Source organism: Lysobacter antibioticus (genome assembly GCF_001442535.1).
GTDB lineage: Bacteria > Pseudomonadota > Gammaproteobacteria > Xanthomonadales > Xanthomonadaceae > Lysobacter > Lysobacter antibioticus.
The window spans coordinates 1,422,204-1,440,225 of sequence record NZ_CP013141.1; the positions used below are offsets into that span (position 1 = coordinate 1,422,204).

At 68.0% G+C, this 18,022-nt stretch carries 17 protein-coding genes; 8 read left to right on the forward strand and 9 right to left on the reverse strand.

The features are described from left to right. Position 1: 1 nt before the first annotated feature. From GLA29479_RS05835 to GLA29479_RS05845, 3 genes are all read right to left on the reverse strand, one after another. On the reverse strand, positions 2-601 hold the full coding sequence (locus tag GLA29479_RS05835) for a hypothetical protein (protein WP_211265035.1): 600 nt from the start codon (positions 599-601) through the stop codon (positions 2-4). A 378-nt stretch (positions 602-979) separates the two neighbouring features. Further along, positions 980-2,434, reverse strand: coding sequence for an ATP-binding protein (locus tag GLA29479_RS05840; protein WP_057971058.1), 1,455 nt, complete (start codon positions 2,432-2,434; stop codon positions 980-982). Further along, positions 2,431-3,096, reverse strand: a complete 666-nt coding sequence (locus GLA29479_RS05845) for a response regulator transcription factor (RefSeq protein WP_031374282.1) — start codon at positions 3,094-3,096, stop codon at positions 2,431-2,433. Before GLA29479_RS05845 ends, GLA29479_RS05840 begins: the two co-directional genes overlap by 4 nt. Before the next feature lie 307 nt (positions 3,097-3,403). Between GLA29479_RS05845 and GLA29479_RS05850 the strand changes: the two genes are divergently transcribed. Then, positions 3,404-3,940, forward strand: coding sequence for a GNAT family N-acetyltransferase (locus tag GLA29479_RS05850; protein ID WP_144436371.1), 537 nt, complete (start codon positions 3,404-3,406; stop codon positions 3,938-3,940). A 26-nt stretch (positions 3,941-3,966) separates the two neighbouring features. Here the strand turns inward: GLA29479_RS05850 and dinB are convergent, their stop codons facing one another. From dinB to GLA29479_RS05865, 3 genes are all read right to left on the reverse strand, one after another. Continuing rightward, positions 3,967-5,109: a DNA polymerase IV gene (dinB, locus tag GLA29479_RS05855; protein ID WP_082638323.1), complete on the reverse strand. Its 1,143-nt coding sequence runs from the start codon at positions 5,107-5,109 to the stop codon at positions 3,967-3,969. Positions 5,110-5,217: 108 nt separating this feature from the next. After that, complete coding sequence (locus GLA29479_RS05860; RefSeq protein WP_057916069.1) at positions 5,218-5,661, reverse strand: hypothetical protein; 444 nt, start codon at positions 5,659-5,661, stop codon at positions 5,218-5,220. Between the two features lie 165 nt (positions 5,662-5,826). Then, entirely contained in the window at positions 5,827-6,483 is a 657-nt protein-coding gene (locus GLA29479_RS05865) for a hypothetical protein (protein ID WP_144436372.1), read from the reverse strand. Here GLA29479_RS05865 and GLA29479_RS05870 point away from each other — a divergent pair. From GLA29479_RS05870 to GLA29479_RS05880, 3 genes are all read left to right on the forward strand, one after another. After that, entirely contained in the window at positions 6,482-6,988 is a 507-nt protein-coding gene (locus GLA29479_RS05870; RefSeq protein WP_057971060.1) for a hypothetical protein, read from the forward strand. The genes GLA29479_RS05865 and GLA29479_RS05870 overlap by 2 nt on opposite strands. A 75-nt stretch (positions 6,989-7,063) precedes the next feature. Further along, positions 7,064-8,116, forward strand: coding sequence for a class 1 fructose-bisphosphatase (locus GLA29479_RS05875; RefSeq protein WP_057973083.1), 1,053 nt, complete (start codon positions 7,064-7,066; stop codon positions 8,114-8,116). A 268-nt stretch (positions 8,117-8,384) separates the two neighbouring features. Next, the gene (locus tag GLA29479_RS05880) at positions 8,385-9,845 is read left to right on the forward strand and encodes a sigma-54 dependent transcriptional regulator (RefSeq protein WP_082638325.1); all 1,461 of its coding nucleotides are present in this window, start codon (positions 8,385-8,387) and stop codon (positions 9,843-9,845) included. A gap of 44 nt (positions 9,846-9,889) precedes the next feature. On the opposite strand, the gene GLA29479_RS05885 is transcribed toward GLA29479_RS05880, so the two are convergent. Then, positions 9,890-11,032: a sensor histidine kinase gene (locus tag GLA29479_RS05885; RefSeq protein ID WP_057973084.1), complete on the reverse strand. Its 1,143-nt coding sequence runs from the start codon at positions 11,030-11,032 to the stop codon at positions 9,890-9,892. A 302-nt stretch (positions 11,033-11,334) separates the two neighbouring features. Between GLA29479_RS05885 and GLA29479_RS05890 the strand changes: the two genes are divergently transcribed. Next, the gene (locus GLA29479_RS05890) at positions 11,335-11,982 is read left to right on the forward strand and encodes a glutathione S-transferase family protein (RefSeq protein WP_057916065.1); all 648 of its coding nucleotides are present in this window, start codon (positions 11,335-11,337) and stop codon (positions 11,980-11,982) included. A 625-nt stretch (positions 11,983-12,607) separates the two neighbouring features. Continuing rightward, entirely contained in the window at positions 12,608-13,324 is a 717-nt protein-coding gene (locus GLA29479_RS05895) for a 2OG-Fe(II) oxygenase (protein WP_057971061.1), read from the forward strand. A gap of 215 nt (positions 13,325-13,539) precedes the next feature. Here GLA29479_RS05895 and GLA29479_RS05900 read toward each other — a convergent pair whose 3' ends face one another. Together GLA29479_RS05900 and GLA29479_RS05905 are read right to left on the reverse strand one after the other, a co-directional pair. Continuing rightward, the gene (locus GLA29479_RS05900) at positions 13,540-13,974 is read right to left on the reverse strand and encodes a response regulator (RefSeq protein ID WP_057916063.1); all 435 of its coding nucleotides are present in this window, start codon (positions 13,972-13,974) and stop codon (positions 13,540-13,542) included. Beyond that, positions 13,967-15,157, reverse strand: a complete 1,191-nt coding sequence (locus GLA29479_RS05905) for a sensor histidine kinase (protein WP_057971062.1) — start codon at positions 15,155-15,157, stop codon at positions 13,967-13,969. Before GLA29479_RS05905 ends, GLA29479_RS05900 begins: the two co-directional genes overlap by 8 nt. 122 nt (positions 15,158-15,279) lie before the next feature. On the opposite strand from GLA29479_RS05905, the gene GLA29479_RS05910 reads away from it, so the two are divergent. Together GLA29479_RS05910 and GLA29479_RS05915 are read left to right on the forward strand one after the other, a co-directional pair. Next, entirely contained in the window at positions 15,280-17,085 is a 1,806-nt protein-coding gene (locus tag GLA29479_RS05910) for an SLC13 family permease (RefSeq protein WP_057971063.1), read from the forward strand. A gap of 323 nt (positions 17,086-17,408) precedes the next feature. Further along, positions 17,409-17,627, forward strand: a complete 219-nt coding sequence (locus GLA29479_RS05915; protein ID WP_057971064.1) for a hypothetical protein — start codon at positions 17,409-17,411, stop codon at positions 17,625-17,627. Positions 17,628-18,022 lie beyond the last annotated feature (395 nt).

Sequence of the window (18,022 nt, forward strand, 5' to 3'; positions counted from 1 at the left end):
CTCAGGCCTGCCGCGTCATCCACATGACCCAGTTGGTTTCCCAGGTGCGGCCGTCGTCGGCCGACAAAGCCTGCTCCCAGCGCACGCTGTCGGCGGTGATCTCCGACCAGGTCGCGCGCGAGGGCAGCATTCGGCCTTCGTGCGCCTCCAGGCCGTGGAATACGCCGATGCCGTCGCCGAAGCTACCGCTGAGCGGTGCTTCGAGCACGCCGTCGCGGTCGCTGGCCCAGTACACCTGCCACAGCCTTGTCGCCGGTTGGTACAGGCGCAGGGCGAAGCCTTCGATGCCGCCGCCCCAGGCGGTGAGGTAGCGGTCGACGCTGCCGAGCCCGCCGAGCACCGGCCGGCATTCGTCGGTGGCGTCGAACTCGATCCAGTCGTCGCTGCCGACCAGGCGCTTGGCCAGGCGCCGGTTCTTGACCTGCCAACGGCCGTGATAGAAGTCGAAATCGTGGCGGCCGTCGTGGTCGGGCGCGGTCGGGCCGCCGCCGGCGGGTGCCGCCGCCGCCTCGCCGAACGGCGCGGCCTGCAGCACCGAACTCATCGCCGCGAGCTGCGCGCTCGCCCCCAACTGCAGGATCAATCGTCGTTGCCGGTCCATCTCGCGCTTCCCCCGTGGCCGCGTCGGGCCAGGCCGTGCCGATCGCACGCCGCCACTGTGCGCGGGGGCTGCTGCCAGCCTGCTGTCAGCAGGGCCCGGTGAGAGGCGAAAGCACAAGCAAGGGCAAAGGCAGCAACAAAGGCAACGGCAAATCCCCCCGCCCCCTTTCCAAAGGGAGAATGCTTCCGGGATGTTTCGGTCGGATCGAGCGGATGGCGCGGGTCGGGCGACACGCTTTGAATCGACCGCGCTTAAGAACCCACCACGAACCGCTGCTCCAACACTCCGAGTTCCCCCTTTGGAGAGGGGTCAGGGGGGATTTGCTGTTGCTGTTGCTGTTGCTGTTGCTGTTGTTGCTCTAGCCCCGACCGCCCCGCCTCAAACCACCGGGGCCGCCGGGAACACCACCCGCACCTCGAAGCCGCGGCCGGGGCCGCGCGGGTCCTCGGCGCCCCGCTCCAGGCCTTCGCCGCATTCGATGCGGGCACCGTGGGTCTGGGCGATGCGCGCGACCAGCGACAGGCCGATGCCGCTGCCGCCGTCCGGGCTGCCCGGGGCGCGGTAGAAGCGGTCGAAGATGCGTTGGCAGTCGTCGACCGCCACGCCGGGGCCGTTGTCGGCGACGCACAACGCAACCGCATCGTCGCCATCGGCGTGGCAGGACACCGCGATGGTGCCGTCGGCGCCGGCATGGCGCACCGCGTTGTCGATCAGGTTGCGCAGCAGGATGCCGAGCTGGTCGACGTCGCCGAGCAAGCGCGTCGGTTCGGCGCGCAGCGTGATGCGCTGGCGACGTTCGCGAGCGAGAGTCTCGAAGTCGCGGATCACCAGCACGATCAGGTCGGACAGGTCCAAGGGCGCCAGCCGCACCGACTCCTCGCCGGCATCGAGCCGGGCCAGGTCCAGCAACTGTTCGGACAGACGCGCACTGCGCTGCACGCCGGCGCGCAAGCGCAGCAGCGCGGCGTTCTTTTCTTCCAGGGTGTCGGCGCGCAGGGCCAGCTCGGCATGGGTGCTGAGCACCGCCAGCGGCGTACGCAGTTCGTGGGCGGCGTCGGCGATGAAACGGCGCTCGTGCTGGACCGCGGTGTCGACGCGTTCGAGCTGGCTGTTGAAGGCGTCGACCAGCGGCCGGAACTCGTTCGGCAACTCGGCGCTCGGCAACGGCGTCAGATCCAGCGGCGGGCGCTGGCGCAAGGTGTCGCGCAAAGTCGTCAACGGCCGCAGCGAGCGGCCGATCACCATCCACATCGCCAGGCCGAACACCACCAGGATCAGCGCCGCGGCCAGCAGGCTGCCGAGGATCCAGCCCTGCAGTTCCTGGATCGCCATCTGCTTGGTACGGCCGACCTGCACCACCAGGCCGCGCTGGCGGTCGGTGAGGCTGTAGACCTGCCAGCGCTCGCCATGGATCTCGCGGCGGGCGAAGCCGTCGCGGAAGTCCGGCTTCAACGGTTCCAGCGGCGCGGCCGCCGAATACACCACGTTGCGGCCCTGCGCCCACACCTGGAAGCTCATCTTGCGATCGGCGGCAACCGGCACGGTGACCCGCTTCGGGTCGCGCGAGGGCAGCCGCTCCAAGCCTTCCGGCATCGACGCCAGCACCTGCTCGGCGATCTCGCGCAGCGAGTTGTCGAGAAAACCGGTGTGCTCGCGGCCGAGCTGCCAGATCTGGCAGCCCATCCAAACGAACCAGGCCAGCAGCACGCTCTTGATCAGGACGAAGGTCAGCCGCCAACGCAACGAGCGCGTGCCGCGGCAACGTTTGTCGGCGACCGCCGCGGGCGCGGCCGGTGCAGGCGTAGCGGGTGCAGGCGCAGCGGGCGCGCTCATGCCGCCCCCGCGCCGACGCGATAGCCGTAGCCGTGCACGGTCACGATCAGGTGTTCGCCGAGTTTGCGCCGCAGCTGGTGCACGTACACCGCGATGGTGTTGCTTTCGATGGTGCCGGAGCTGCCGTACACGGCTTCCTCAAGTTGCTCGCGAGTGACCACCCGGCCCTGGCGTTCGAGCAACAGCATCAGGGTGCGGAACTCGTGCCCGCTCAGCGCGACCGGTTCGCCGTCGCGGGTGACCAGGCGCCGCGCAGGGTCGAGCACCACCGTGCCGCAGCTCAGCACCGGCGAGACCCGGCCCTGGCTGCGCCGCATCACCGCGCGCAAGCGCGCGCACAACTCGTCGAGCTGGAAAGGTTTGACGATGTAGTCGTCGGCGCCGGCATCGAGCCCGGCGATGCGTTCGCTGAGCTTGTCGCGCGCGGTCACGATCAGCACCGGGGTGGCGTCGTACCGGCCGCGCAAAGTCGCCAGCACGCCCAGGCCGCTGCCGCCGGGCAGGCCGAGATCGAGCAGGACCGCGTCGAAGTCGTGATCGACCAAGGCAGTCTTCGCCAAGGGCGCATCGGCGACCCAATCGACGCGCCAACCGTCGTGTATCAGGCCTGCGCGCACCGCCTCGGCGAGCATCGCGTCGTCTTCCACCAGCAGGATGTTCATGCCTCGCCTTGCGTCACCTTGTCGCATCGCCGGCCGCACAGTGCGCCGGCACGATTAAAAACTTCTTAAAGGCAGGCGCGCAGGATGCGCTGCACCCCCGGTACGGAGCCTCGCCATGCTCGCCCCGCCGTTCTTCGCCGCCGCTGTCGGCGCCTCGCGCGCGCCGCTGACGACGATGCTACCCCCGCCGGCGCGGATCGACGCGCCCGCACCCGCGTCCGCACCGCCGCCGCGACGACGACGACGCGGCACCGATGCCCCTGCCCGTACCGCCTCCTCCCCCTCCCTCTCCCGGAATCCGCTGCCCATGAAGCCCCAGCTAGCCGCCCCCGACCCATCCGCCCTCGCGCCCAGGACCTTGGCCGGCCTCGTGGTCCGCCCGGTGGTCCGCGACGACGCCGCCGTGCTGATCGAGCTGTGCAACGAACACGCCGAGCAGCTCGCCCTCGAGCGCCGGCCCTACGGCCCGCCGCGCAGCGATGCGCTGGAGCTGATGGAAGTGCTGTTCGAGCCGCCGTTCGGCGCCTGGGCCTGGATCGCCGAAGTCGACGGCCTGCACGTCGGCTACGCCAGCGCCACCGCCGGTTTCTCGATGCTCGAACGCGCCTATTGCCTGCAGCTCGACGACCCTTACCTGCGCGCACCCTGGCGCGATCGCGGCATCGAGGCCGAACTGTTCCGCCACGCGCTCGATGCCGCGCGCCGCTTCGGCTGCCTCAACCTGCAATGCCAGTCGCCGCTGTGGAGCGACGCCGCGCGCGGGCTGGAAGCGCCGGTGCGTGCGCTGCGCATGGACGCGATGCGCTACGTGGTGCGGATGGAAAACGAGACCGCCGAGGCCTGAGCCTGGAGCGCGTATCGGCTGCGCCCTCAGTCGGACCTCGGCTCGTGCTCGAACAGGTCCGACTGGACCGCGCCGTCCTCGTCTTCGGCGAACCCCGACAGGCCGACGCCGACCAGGCGGAACAAGGTCTGCGCCGGCAGCTCGACCCGCGCGCGCAAGGCGCAGGCGATGTCGGCCAGCTCGGTCTCGTCGGCGGGCGGATGCGCCGCGGTCAGGCTGCGGGTGAGGATGCGGAAGTCGGCGGTCTTGAGTTTGAGCACCACAGTGCGCGCGACCCGCCCCGGGCTGCGCTGCAGCTCGCGCTGATAGCCGGCCCAGGTCTTGCCGGCGAGCCGGCGGATGTCGGCCTCGACCTGCTCCAACGGCAGGTCGCGCTCGAAGGTGTCCTCCGACGACACCTGCAGGGTCGGCCGCTCCGGCTCGACCGCATTGTGGTCGATGCCGAGCGAGAGTTCGTGCAGGCGCCGGCCCCAGCGGCCGAAGCGCTGCTCCAGCGCCAGCGCACCGAGCGCGCGCAGGTCGGCGACCACGCTCACACCGAGCTCGGCGAGCTTGGCCTCCATGACCTTGCCGACCCCGGGCAATCGCCCGACCGGCAGCGGCGCCAGGAAGGCCTCGACCTGGTGCGGGCGGATCACGAACAAACCATCGGGCTTGCGCCAGTCCGAGGCGATCTTGGCCAGGAACTTGTTCGAGGCCACCCCGGCCGATGCGGTCAGCCGGGTCTCCTCGCGGATCGCCGCGCGGATCGCCTCGGCGGTCGCGGTCGCCGACGGCAACCCGGTCTTGGTGGTGGTGACGTCGAGATAAGCCTCGTCGAGCGACAGCGGCTCGATCAGGTCGGTGTGGCGGGCGAAGATCTCGCGCACCTGGCGCGAGACCGCCTTGTAGCGGACGAAATCCGGCGGCACGAACACCGCCTGCGGGCACAGGCGTTCGGCCCGCACCGCCGGCATCGCCGAGCGCACGCCGAACTTGCGCGCCTCATAGCTGGCCGCGCACACCACCGAACGCGCGCCGCGCCAGGCCACCACGACCGGCTGGCCGCGCAGTTCCGGCGCATCGCGCTGCTCGACCGACGCGTAGAACGCGTCCATGTCGACGTGCAGGACTTTGCGGCTGGGCGCGGATTCGGACACGGCACCGGGACAGGCGGACGAACGCGCCATGGTAGCGCTTCGCCGCCTGCCTGCTTGCGTCGTATCGGGCGTGTCGGGCGAGTGCCGGATCGAACCGGGCCCAATCCTGCGTTTGCGCTGTCGCGTGCGCTGTCGCGATTAGGGGTTCAGCGGCTGGAACAGCACTTCCAACTGGTCGACGCTGTTGAGGCCGGCGCCGTAGATGCCGTCGCCCTGATCGGATTGCCCCGCGTTCGGCAAGGCATTGACCAGGGCATCGAAAGCCGGCCCGACATTATCCTGCCACCACCCGATCTGGCCGACGATGCACTGATTCTCCGGAAAGTCCGCCAACAGCGCCATCACCGTGGGCACGTCGGCCGCCGTGAACGCTTCATCCTGATCGTTGATCATGACCAGGTGGATACCAATGACCTCGGTGGCGTCGACATTGCTGGCGACGATGCCGATGCAGGAAGTGAAGTTGCCGAACTGCACCGTCGGCACGGCTTGGCCGTTGACGGGCAGAATCGCCTGGGCGCTGGCCCATTCGCATTCGCCGATGTTGAGCGGGGTGAAGCAACGATTGATCTGATAGGGCATCGGAACTCTCCTGTGGTTGGGGCGCAGCCGATGCCGCGCCAGAATCCCTTCTAGCGGCCCGCGCCGCAGCGCGATATGCGGACGCGGTCCGCAGCGCCGCTTCGTACCGAACCCGGCCCGGCACGAATCCGTTCGCGCTCGACGTTTCCGGCACTGCCGCGTCCGCTAGCTCCGTCGAAACAAGACTTGCAATCCGCCGACGATGTCGAAGCCCGCGGCGTAGATACCCCCGCCGTAATCGATCTGCTCGGCATACGGCACGCTGTCGACCAAGGCGTCGAAGGGCTTCCAGAGATTGTTCTGCCACAGCGCGATATTGCCGACGATCGACCGATTCTCCGGGAAATCCGCCAGCAACGCGGTCACCGAAGCCACGTCGTCAACGCTGAACAGGTTGTCCTGCTCGTCTGACAAAGGCAGATTGATGCCGATCACCCGGCTGCGATCGGCATTGCTGGCGAAAATGCCGATGGAGGAAAAGAACTGGAGAAAACGCACCGTGGGCACGGCCTGGCCGTCGACCGGACCAATCGCTCGCGCGCTCGCCCATTCGCATCGGCTGATGGCAAGCGGCGAATTACAAGGTTGAATCAAATAGCGCATCTTCATTCTCCTGTCGGTGAAACGCGGCCCCTGCCGGACCGCTCGCTCGCTTGGTGAACCGCAACGCGAAACGCACGCCATTCGCAGCGCCGACTTCGCGCTCGAACATCCCAGCGGTGCATGCACCTCGTCCTCGTAAGCGCCGCCTGCGTCGCGGTTCGTCCTGCGCAGCGCCCTCGACGCTTCACGGCCAGGCGCCTGCCGCGTTCTGGCGGACATGACTATCTCTTTACGCACTGACGCCGTCGAAGCGGCCATCGAGTCGCATCCCTGCTTCGCCGGCCTGCCGGAACCGGAATCGGTCGAGTTCGAGGTGCTGTGCCGGTTCTGCGAAGCGCATCGGGTCGAGGTGCTGTCGTCGCTGCCCTGGGTCGCGGCCGAGGTCGCCGCGCTCGAAGGTTTCGACGCCATGCTGCGGCTGGTGCGCCGCCACGGCGGCCGCCGGCTGTACCTGTCGCGCAGCCGCAAGGCCTGCTCGACCCGGCTCGGAGTGGAGCTGGACGCCCCCACCCACCGCCGCCTGCTCGAGCGCGCCAGCGCCGCCGGCACCATCGAGATCCCTTCGGCCTGGGGCGTGTTCGTCGGCCTGCGCCGGGTCGGCATCCGCGCCGCGGTGCGCGCCGGCCGCAGCCAGCGCGAGGTCGCCCAGACTTTCGGCGTGACCGAGCGCCACCTGCGCCGCGAGGCCGACAGCCTGCGCCCGGACGGCCTGCGTCCCGACTGAACACGCGCGCCGCAGGACTGCGCCGCGCACGCGGCATCGGCGACAATGGCGGCCCTCGCCGCCACCGCCCCCGCCATGTCCGCACCCTCCCCCGTTCCCAGCAGCATCTCCCTGACCCGCTACCTGATCGAAGAACAGCGCGCCGGACGCATCAACCCCGACCTGCGCCTGCTGATCGAAGTCGTCGCCCGCGCCTGCAAGACCATTTCGATCGCGGTCGGCAAGGGCGCGCTCGGCGGCGTGCTCGGCGAAGCCGGCACCCCCGGCGAAGCCAGCATGAACATCCAGGGCGAGGCGCAGAAGAAGCTCGACGTGCTCAGCAACGAGATCCTGCTCGAAGCCAACGCCTGGGGCGGCCACCTCGCCGGCCTGGCCTCGGAAGAGATGGACACCTCGCACCCGATCCCCGACGTCTATCCGCGCGGCAACTACCTGCTGCTGTTCGATCCCCTCGACGGTTCGTCCAACATCGACGTCAACATCTCGGTCGGCACGATCTTCTCGGTGCTGCGTTGCCCGGACGGCGTGACCCAGGCCGCCGACAAGGACTTCCTCCAGGCCGGCACCGAACAGGTCTGCGCCGGCTACACGACCTACGGCCCGAGCACGATGCTGGTGCTGACCATCGGCAACGGCACCCATGCCTTCACCCTCGACCGCGAAGTCGGCAGCTTCGTGATGACCACGCGCAACATGACCATTCCCGAGGAAACCAAGGAATTCGCGGTCAACATGTCCAACCAGCGCCACTGGCAGCCGCCGATGCAGGCCTACGTGGCCGATCTGCTGTCGGGCAAGGAAGGCCCGCGCGGCAAGGACTTCAACATGCGCTGGGTCGCCTCGATGGTCGCCGACGTGCACCGCATCCTGACCCGCGGCGGCATCTTCAGTTATCCGCTCGACGCCAAGTGCGCCGACAAGGGCGGCAAGCTGCGCCTGATGTACGAAGCCAATCCGATGAGTTTCCTGGTCGAGCAGGCCGGCGGCGCCGCCAGCACCGGCCGCCAGCGTATGCTCGAAGTGCAGCCGACCGGCCTGCACATGCGCGTGCCGGTGTTCATCGGCAGCAAACAGGAAGTCGAAACCGCGGTGCGCTATCACCGCGAACACGATGCTGAACAGGCCTAAGGCCGGCTCGATCAAACTATGAACAGGGCTCCCTCCCGCTCCGGGAGGGAATGCCGATGCCGCCGAGGCATCACTCCCGAGATGCCCCCACTCGTTCGGCCCGCCCCCGGCTGAACGAACTGAACCGCGTTGATGAATCGACGCGCGGCGATGCCTAAACGCGCATCGCCGCCGATACCGGTCGCCCGATGACCGGCTTTGCTTCGAGTGTGCGTTGGTAGTAACACTTGCAGTAATTATCGGCGCCTTGCGCCCGCGGGGAAAAGCGATGTCGAACAGTACTCGGCGCGACTTGGGAGGTCGCTACGCGACCAACGGCGTTACTTCGCCCAAACCAGCTCCGGCGCGCGATTTCGGCGGCCGCGAGCTGCTGTATCTGAGCCCCGGCGGCGCCGGGCGCATGCACGCCCTGGCGGCGTTGCAGACCCTGGGTTGGACCTTACGCCGCGCCGTCGATGCGCGCGGCGCGCTACGCATGCTGCACGCCAACCTGCGCCTGCCGCATGCGGTGCTGATCGATCTGCGCGAAGGCTTCGACGCGCGCGACCTCGACGAACTCGGTCCGGCCTTGAGCACGCACAACGCCGGCTGGATCGCCGGCGTCACCGCCGACCAGGTCGAAGACCCGATCGTGCGCCGCCTGATCCGCGACTACTGCTACGACTACGTCACCCTGCCCTGCCCCGAAACCGTGCTGCATACGGTGATCGGCCACGCCTACGGCATGGCCGCGCTGGCCTGCGGTCATAACGACGATGCCGCATCCAGCTACGTCGACGGCATGGTCGGCGAAAGCGAGGCGATGCGTTCGCTGAGCCGGATCTTGAACAAGGCCGCATCGACCGACGCGCCGGCCTTCATCGCCGGCGAAACCGGCACCGGCAAGGAACTCGCGGCGATGGCGATCCACCGCCATTCGCGCCGCCAGCGCAATCCCTTCGTCGCGATCAACTGCGGCGCCATTCCGCACAACCTGATCGAGTCGGAACTGTTCGGCTACGAACGCGGCGCCTTCACCGGCGCGCAGCAACGCAAGCTGGGCCGCATCGAAATGGCCGACGGCGGCACCTTGTTCCTCGACGAAATCGGCGACCTGCCGCTGGAAAGCCAGACCTCGCTGCTGCGTTTCCTCGAACAAGGCAGCATCGACCGGCTCGGCGGCCAGGGCCCCACCAAGATCGATGTGCGCATCGTCTCGGCGACCCATCACGACCTCGACCTCGCCGTCGCCGAAGGCCGTTTCCGCAGCGACCTCTATCACCGCTTGTGCGTGCTGCGCCTGCAGGTGCCGCCGCTGCGCGAACGCGGCGGCGACATCGACCTGCTCGCCGACTACGCGCTGCAGCGTTACTCGCGGGAAAACACCCGCGGCCTGAGGGGTTTTTCGCCGTGCGCGCGCCACGCCATGCACCGCCACGCCTGGCCCGGCAACGTGCGCGAACTGATCAACCGCGTGCGCCAGGCCGTGGTGATGGCCGAGGGCCGCTACATCACCGCCGCCGACTTGCGCATCGGTGCGCTCGGCGACGGCCAACCGATGACCCTGGAAGAAGCGCGCGACGCCGCCACCCGCGAAGCGATCGAACGCGCCCTGCACCGCAACCGCCGCCGCCTCGGCGAATCGGCGCGCGAACTCGGCGTATCGCGGGTGACGTTGTACCGCCTCATGCAGAAACTCGGCATGCGCAGCAGCGAAGACGACGTCTCCGAGGAAGCCGAAACGGTCTGAGCCCGGCCCGGCTTCGTTGCGAGGGCTCCGTGCCGGCCGCTCGGCTAGCGTCCGGCGTGCGCCAGCGAACGGCGCGGCAGGTCGATGGTGAACACGCAGCCCGAACCGGGAAGATTGCGGACGCTGAGTTCGCCCTTGTTGGCCAGAATGCTGCGCCGGGCGATCGACAATCCCAATCCCAGGCCGCTGGTGTCCGCCCCGGCCTGGGTGAAAGGATGGAATAAGCGCTCGGCATCGCCTGGCGGCAAGCCGCCGCAACGATCCTCGACGTCGATCAGGATGCGGTCGGCGGCGGCATAGGCGTTGAGGACGATCTCGCTGCCGGGATGGGAAAACTTGAACGCGTTCTGCAGCAGATTGCCCACCGCCGACAACAGCAGGTCGCGGTCGGCATCGACCGCCAGCAAGGGATCGACGTTCGACACGGCCAGGCTACAGCTCCTGACCTGCGCTTCCAGCGACGCCGACAGTTTGATCTCGGCGATGAATTCGGCCAGCGAAAACAGGTGCTGATGCACCGGCATCCCGGCGGTCATGCGCACCTCGGCCAGCGAGCGGTCGATCAAGTTGCCGAGACTCACCAGAGCGCGGTCGAGCACGCCGCCGGTGGCGCCGCCGAGGCCGACGTTGCCCTCCTTGATGATCGACAGCGCGAGCGTCGCGGTGCAAAGGTGATTGCGCAATTCGTGGGCGAAGAACCCCAGCTTCTCGTTCAACGCGTCGACCTGCTGGCCGGCGAGGGCGAAATCGTGTTGATAGCCGAATTCGGTCACCGCGTTGGCGATCGCATTGTCGAGGCAGCGATTGAGCGTCCTGAACTCGTCGATATCGATTCGCACGTCGCGTTCGAATGCCAGGTCGGTGATCGCCTGGCACAGATCGCCGTAATCGTGGACGACCGCGTCGATGCTGTAGCCGTGCGCGAGCAGTTCCTTGCCGTGCAGCGCCGCGGTTTCGCCGATCTCCGACAAGGCCGGCTTGCCTCCGCCGGTCGGCCCGGACACTTTGCGGCTGCGCGCGGGCTCCGAGGTCCGTTCGACCTGCAGGGTCTTGATCAGTTGCTCGAGGAATATGGTGATGCCATGGTCCAGCTCCGCTTCGGGAACGCCCGGCGGTGCGCGGCAGGCGACCTTCGCCCGGCATCGGGCGATCAGCTCGACGCGGTTCGATATGAGGAACTCATGCATCATTCCGGCACGATACGCGGCCCTTGTTGAGTTCATTCGGACCGCAGCGCATCCCGCGTCGGGCGATACCGCCCGCACCCTCCGAGCGACCGCCGCTTCAGCAGCCCATGCGCCGGGCAAGCGCCGGCGGCCATCGCCGGATGGCGAAAAATACTGAATACAATCATATGGTTACGCCGCCACCCAGGGCCGTAACGTCCGCCGCGACCCGCGTCGCGCGCAGGCGACGACGGCCCTGCCGTGTCGATTCGCCGCCCTGCCGTTCGTCGGATGGATACCACCCCAGGCAACGGAGCACCGATATGAGGATCTATTGGATCAGGGCGCAGGCACCGCGACGGGTACTGGCGCTGGTCAAACACCTCGGCATCGACGCCGAGCTGATCGAGAAAGACCTGATGGCCGGCGAGCTCAAGGCCGCCGATTACACCGCCCTCAACCCCAACGGCAAGGCGCCGACCCTGGTCGATGGCGAGCGGGTGCTGTGGGAGTCCTCGGCGATCATGGCTTACCTGTGCATCAAGCAAGGGTCGGACATGTGGCCGGCGCACTCGCCCGACGAACAAGTCGAAGTGCTGCGCTGGCTGTCGTGGAACGATTGCCACTGGGCGAACGCGGTCTCGCCGTTCTACTTCGAGCACGTGGTCAAGAACACGTTCGGACTCGGTCCGCCGGACCTGGAGCTGTTGGCGGCGGAAACCGCGGGACTGATCAGGTTCGCCCGCGTGCTCGACGCGCATCTGGCCGATCGTCGCTACGTGGCTTGCGGCCGGCTGACGATCGCCGACTTCCAACTCGCCTCGATGGCGGCCTACTGGCGCGAATCGGACATGCCGCTCGATGCGTTCGCGAACATCCTGCGCTGGCTCGACGACTTGATGCGCATCCCGGCCTGGGCCGACCCCTGGCCGAGCGAAGGCGAGCCTCTGGCCGCGGTTGCGGCGCGCTGAGCCCCGACATCGCTATCGGTGATAGACGAGTGCGTCCGTTACGCTCCCTTTCTCGCATCGCCCCTTTGGCAAAGGGGGCGAGCGCCCGACAGAGCACGAAGCCCGAATCGACTACGACGCGGGGGATTTGCTGTTCGGCGCGATGCGTCGAGGCGGGAAAGAACAAATCCCCCCTGTCCCTCTGCCCAAAGGGGGAACGGCAAACAGCGAGGGCAATGCGAAGCGCGGCCAAAAAATCGGGACGGAGGCCTCACACCTCCGTCCCGACGCGAGCGCCGTCGGAACCGACAGCACCGGGAAACCTGGCCGCTCGATGGGTCTCGACGGCACTGATACGGGAGCCGTCGCGAAAGCCGTGCCAACAATTCAAGCATTTGAATTAATTGATTATTTTCTCCGTTCGGCGGCGTCGCCCCGAGACTGTCCGGCGAAAGCGTTGCGGCCGCGTTACCTGCCTGCCCCGGACCGGTCGATGCGGCGATCGCGGCAATCCCCCGTGGGGCTTGATTCGGCGGCCGATAGGCTCGCGAGCGCTCCGTGTAAACAGGCGCATCGGCGCCGTTGCCTTTTTGCAACGCGCTTCGCGTGCGAGGATGACCGCCTTCCCGCGCTCGCTTCCCCAGCCATGTCATCGACGATCGACGCCCCGGACGATTTCATCGAGGTCTATCCCGAGGCTCTGACGCGCGAGCAATGCGCGGATCTGCTGCGCCGGTTCGACGCCAGCCGCGAGAGCGAGCCGGGCCGGGTCGGCGGCGGGGTGATGCCCGACCTCAAGGACAGCCGCGACCTGACCATCACCGGCCGCGAAGGCTGGAAGGACGTCGAGATCGCCCTGAACCTGGCGGTGTTCCGCGGCCTGCTGAGCTATCTGCGCCGCTACCCGCACACGATGATCGCGCCGCTGATGCTGGAAGCGCCGTCGGCCGACGGCAAGCGCCACCGTCTCACCCCCGAACGCATGGCCGAGATGGACGACAACGCACTGGCGCCGATCGCCCAGACCGTGTTCCGTCCGGGTTCGATCAACCTGCAGCGCTACACCGCCGATCGCGGCGGTTATCCGTACTGGCATTGCGAGCTGTACCCGCGCGACCCGGGCGCCGAGACCCTGCACCGCCACGTGTTGTGGACGATCTACCTCAACGACGGCTTCGAGGAAGGCGAGACCGAGTTCCTGTACCAGCGCCGCAAGATCGTCCCGCGCGCCGGCGACCTGCTGATCGCACCGGCCGCGTTCACCCACACCCACCGCGGCAACCGGCCCAAGGGCGGCGACAAATACATCGCGACCAGCTGGATCCTGTTCCAGCGCGCGGAGCAGTTGTTCGGCGGGCGCTAAGGCTCCAGGCATGAGGTTGCTTGCGTAGCGGGCGAAAGCAAATCGCCCGGCGCAGCCATTACGCAGGTGCCAGCCGCCTTCTGAAAGCAGGCGAATCGACGCAGGCATCGCGCGTACAAGCACGCATCCCCCGCAAGTTCCCCCGTTTGGGCAGGGGGCAGGGGGATTTGCTGTTAGCTGTTAGCGACCAATCGTTGCCGCCAACCCGCCAAACCTCAGGGATTACGCGGGTGGTTCAACACCAGCCAGTACAAGCCGACCTGTTTGACCGCCCACACGAACTGCTCGAAATCCACCGGCTTCTGGATGTAGCTGTTGACCCCGAGCGCGTAGCTCGCTTCGACGTCGAAGGGCTCGGTGCTGGTGGTCAGCACCACCACCGGCAGGGTGCGGGTGGGCTCGTGGGCGCGGATCGCCTGCAGCACTTCGCGGCCGTCGACCTTAGGCAGATTGAGGTCGAGCAAGACGATCGACGGCAGATCGCTGGGGTCGCGATCGGAATAACGGCCGCGTGCGAACAGGTAATCCAGCGCCTCGGCGCCGTCGCCCATCACCACCAGCCTGTTGGCGATCTTGGCCTCGTCGAAAGCGAGCCGGGTCAGCTCGACGTCGTCGGGATTGTCTTCGACCAGCAGGATTTCCTTATGCATCTGTATTTTCCTCGCCTGTCGTGGCGACAGGCAATTCCACTATGAAGGTGCTGCCCGCACCGGGCTGCGAATGAGCGCGCAGCTCGCCGCGGTGGCGCTCGACCACGCGACGCGCGATCGCCAGGCCCAAACCGTGACCGCCGCCCTGGTCCGGCCCATGCAGGCGCTGGAAGGGCTCGAACAGCTTGTGAGCATATCGCATGTCAAAACCGGCCCCGTGGTCGCGGATGGTCAGCAGCAGGCGGCCCGCGACGGTCTCGCCGCTGACCTCGATGCGCACCGGTTCGACCTGGCCTTCGCGCTCGCACGAAAACTTCCAGGCGTTGTGCATGAGCTGGTTCAACATCAGCTTGAGCAGCCGCTCGTCGCCCTCGACCTGCAGGCCGGGCTGGACTGAAACTTCGCCGCGATGGCGCGGATCGGCGTCCTGCAGCTCGGCGCCGACCCAGTCGGCGAGCAGGCTCAGGTCGACCGGCGCGACCCGCATCTCGGCGCGGGTCACGTGCGACAACTCGGTCAGCGCGGCGAGCAGACTGGTCATGCGCGAGGCCGCAGCGCGGATGCGCCCCAGGTAATCGCGATCGGTCTCGTTCAAGCGTTCGATCGCGCGTTCGCTGAGCAGGGCGGAGAAACTTTCGATCGAGCGCAGCGGCGCGCGCAGGTCGTGGGCGACCGCGTCGGCGAACAGCTGCAGCTGCCGGTTGGAGGCGTCGAGCGCGGCGCCGCGTTCCTCGATGCGGGCGCTCAGGGCGATGCCGGCCTCGCGTTCGCCGCGGATGTCGCGCATGTGCGAGATGAAATACTGCGGCGCGCCGGACTCGTCGCGCATCACCGCGACGTTGAGCTGCACCCAGACCTCGCTGCCGTCGCGATGCACATAGCGCTTGTGTTCGTCGACCGAGGCCAGGCTGCCGTTGACCAGCGCGGTGACCAGGTTGTTGCTGATCGCCAGATCGTCGGGATGGGTCACTTCGCTGTAGTGATGGCCGCGCAACTCGTCTTCGCGGTAGCCCAGCATCGCGCACAGCGCCGGATTGATTTCCAGCCAGATGCCCTCGATCGAGACGATGGCCATGCCGATGTTCGACGCGGCCATGGCCTGACGGAAACGATCGTCGCCCATCTTCGACGCCACTGCAGCGGTGGCGTGGTCGGCGGTGGTCGTGGCGCGCGGTAGGCTCATCGGTGCAGGGACAAGGGTCTTCGGCGGATTATGTGACCGGGGAGTGTATCCGCCCGGCTCGTGACGGCACGGTAGACGGTCGCATACGGCGCCGACACAGCCAAGTCGAGCACAATGCCGGCATGGATTTTCCTCAGATCGCCTTCCTGCTGATCCTGGGCGCAGCACTGTATCTGTTCATCAGCGAACGGCTGCGGGTCGACGTCACCGCCATGCTGACCCTGCTGGCGCTGGTGTTGACCGGCGTGCTCGACGCCAAGCAGGCCTTGTCGGGCTTCGCCAGCGAGCCGGCGATCATCGTCGCGGCGGTGTTCGTGATCTCCGGCGGCCTGGCCGCGACCGGCATCACCGAGCGCCTGGGCCAGTGGATCGGCGACGCCTCCGGCAAGAGCGAGAGCCGCGCGATCGCGGTCACCATGCCCGCGGTGGCGGCGCTGTCTTCGTTCACCCACCACGTCATGGTCACGGCGATGATGCTGCCGATCCTGACCCGCTTCGCCAAGGCGCGCGGGCTGTCGGCGTCGCGCCTGCTCATGCCGATGTCGTTCGCGGCCTCCCTCGGCACCACCCTGACCCTGGTCAGCGCGCCGGCCTTCCTGCTCGCCGACAACCTGATCGAACGCACCGGCGCACCGGGCCTGGGCATCTTCTCGATCACCCCGATCGGCCTGGCCCTGGTCGCGCTGGGCGTGGTCTACATGCTCGCCACGCGCTGGCTGTTGCCCAAGCGCGGCGGCGAGCACGGCGACGACGGTTATCTGCGCCTGGACCGTTACCGCACCGAACTGTTGATCGTCGAAGGCTCGCGCTGGAGCACGCGCCCGCTGGCCGAGTTGCAGAAAGCCCTCGGCGACCGCTTCGTCCTGACCGGCTGGCTGCGCGACGGCCAACGCCGCCAGGACCTCGGCCCGAGCAGCCCGCTGATCAGCGGCGACATCCTGCTGGTCGAAGCGTCGGCCGACGCCTTCGCCTCGCTGCACGACGACAGCGGGCTCGATCTCAATGCGATCGCGCGCTTCGGCGACAGCGTCACCGGCGAAGGCGACGGCGAACCGCAGCTGGTCCAGGCGGTGGTCGCGCCGGGCTCGGAGTTCATCGGACGCAGCGTGCGCGAACTCGATTTCGCGCGCCGCTTCCATGCCGTCATCGCCGGTCTGTGGCGTCGCCAGGGCGCAGTCGCGCCGCGTTTGTCGGACGCACGCCTGCGCGAAGGCGACCTGTTGGTGCTGTGGGGCCGGCCCTCGCGTTTCGCCGAACTGGCCGCGCACCATGGCTTCCTGATGCTGGTGCCGTTCGCCGGCGAAGCGCGCCGCCGCATCCGCGCGCCGCTGGCGCTGGCGATCCTCGCCGCGACCGTGATCGCCGCGGCCACCGAATGGCTGCCGGCGTCGCTGGCCTTCCTGTTGGGCGCGGTGGCGATGGTCGCCACGCGCTGCGTCGACGTCGAACAGGCTTATCGCGAGATCGACGTGCGCATCTTCGTGATGATCGCCGGGGTGATCCCGCTCGGCGTGGCGATGGAACAGACCGGCACCGCGCAATTGCTCGCGCAGGGCCTGTTGCATGTGGTCGCGGGCTGGTCGCCACTGGCGATCCTGCTGGTGATGTTCGCCTCCGCCGCCTTGCTGACCCAGATCCTGTCCGACGCCGCCACCACCGTGCTACTCGGCCCGATCGCGATCTCGCTGGCGCAGTCCCTCGGCCTGCCACCGACGCCGTTCGTGGTCTGCACCGCGCTCGGTGCGGTCGCCGCCTTCCTGACCCCGATCGGCCATCACGGCAACCTGCTGATCCTCGGGCCGGGCCAATACCGCTTCAACGATTTCCTGCGCATCGGCTTGCCGCTGACGACCATGGTCGCCCTGGTCAGCGCCTGGATGGCGCGTTGGTTGTGGCTCGATGGGCCGTTGTGGCCGTTGTCGTCCTGACGGCCGCGGCGCCTTCGCCGTCGCATGCTTCGACTGGGTTTCGACGATGCGCCTCGGCCTCGCGGGCCGGCGGCCACCTCGCAGTCTCCTTTGCCATCGGCGATCCGCTCGCGCTCGAAGGGTAGGGAATTTCCTACGCCACGTTCGGCGATCCACTGAGAGCAATCGGTCACAGCTTGCCTCAACTTACACAGGCCCCGGCAGCGCGACGAGTGCGTTGGCAAGGAAGCCGCTCAGCAAAGGATCGGTCGCCGCCTTGAGCAAGCGGTCCAGCTGGGCCGGGGCCCTTCTTCCTTTCGATTCCTCCGAATCCAGGCGCGGTCATGCGTTACACGGTGCAACTGAGCGAATCCGATTACCAAGGCCGTCGCCTTTCCTGCGACGTCGCCGACGAATGCTTCAACGACGCCATCCAGGCCTCGCAAGCGGCCAAGACCGAAGCCTTCCACCTCACCGTGCAGCTCGGCCTGCCGGTCGCCATCCGCATCTTCGAAGACAGCCGCATCTACCTGTCGCACATCATGCCGGCGCCGCGGCGCTGAGGGTTCGCGCCTCCGATCGCCTCGAAAGCCCGAAGCCCCTTATAGGAGCTGCGCAAGCGGCGACCGCGGGCCTGCGGCCACCGGCGCAGACAAGGGCGACTGCGCGGTCGCGACTCGCGTCGCTCCTACCCTCTAGCAGCAGATCGCCTCGAAGCTTCGAAGCCTGTAGGAGCTGCGCAAGCTGCGACCGCGGGCCTGCGGCCACCGGCGCAGACACGGGCGACTGCGCGGTCGCGACTCGCGTCGCTCCTACCCTCAAGCAGCAGATCGCCTCGAAGCTTCGAAGCCTCTTGTAGGAGCTGCGCAAGCTGCGACCGCGGACTTGCGGCCACCGGCGCAGACACGGGCGACCGCGCGGTCGCGACTCGCGTCGCTCCTACCCCGAAGCAGCAGAT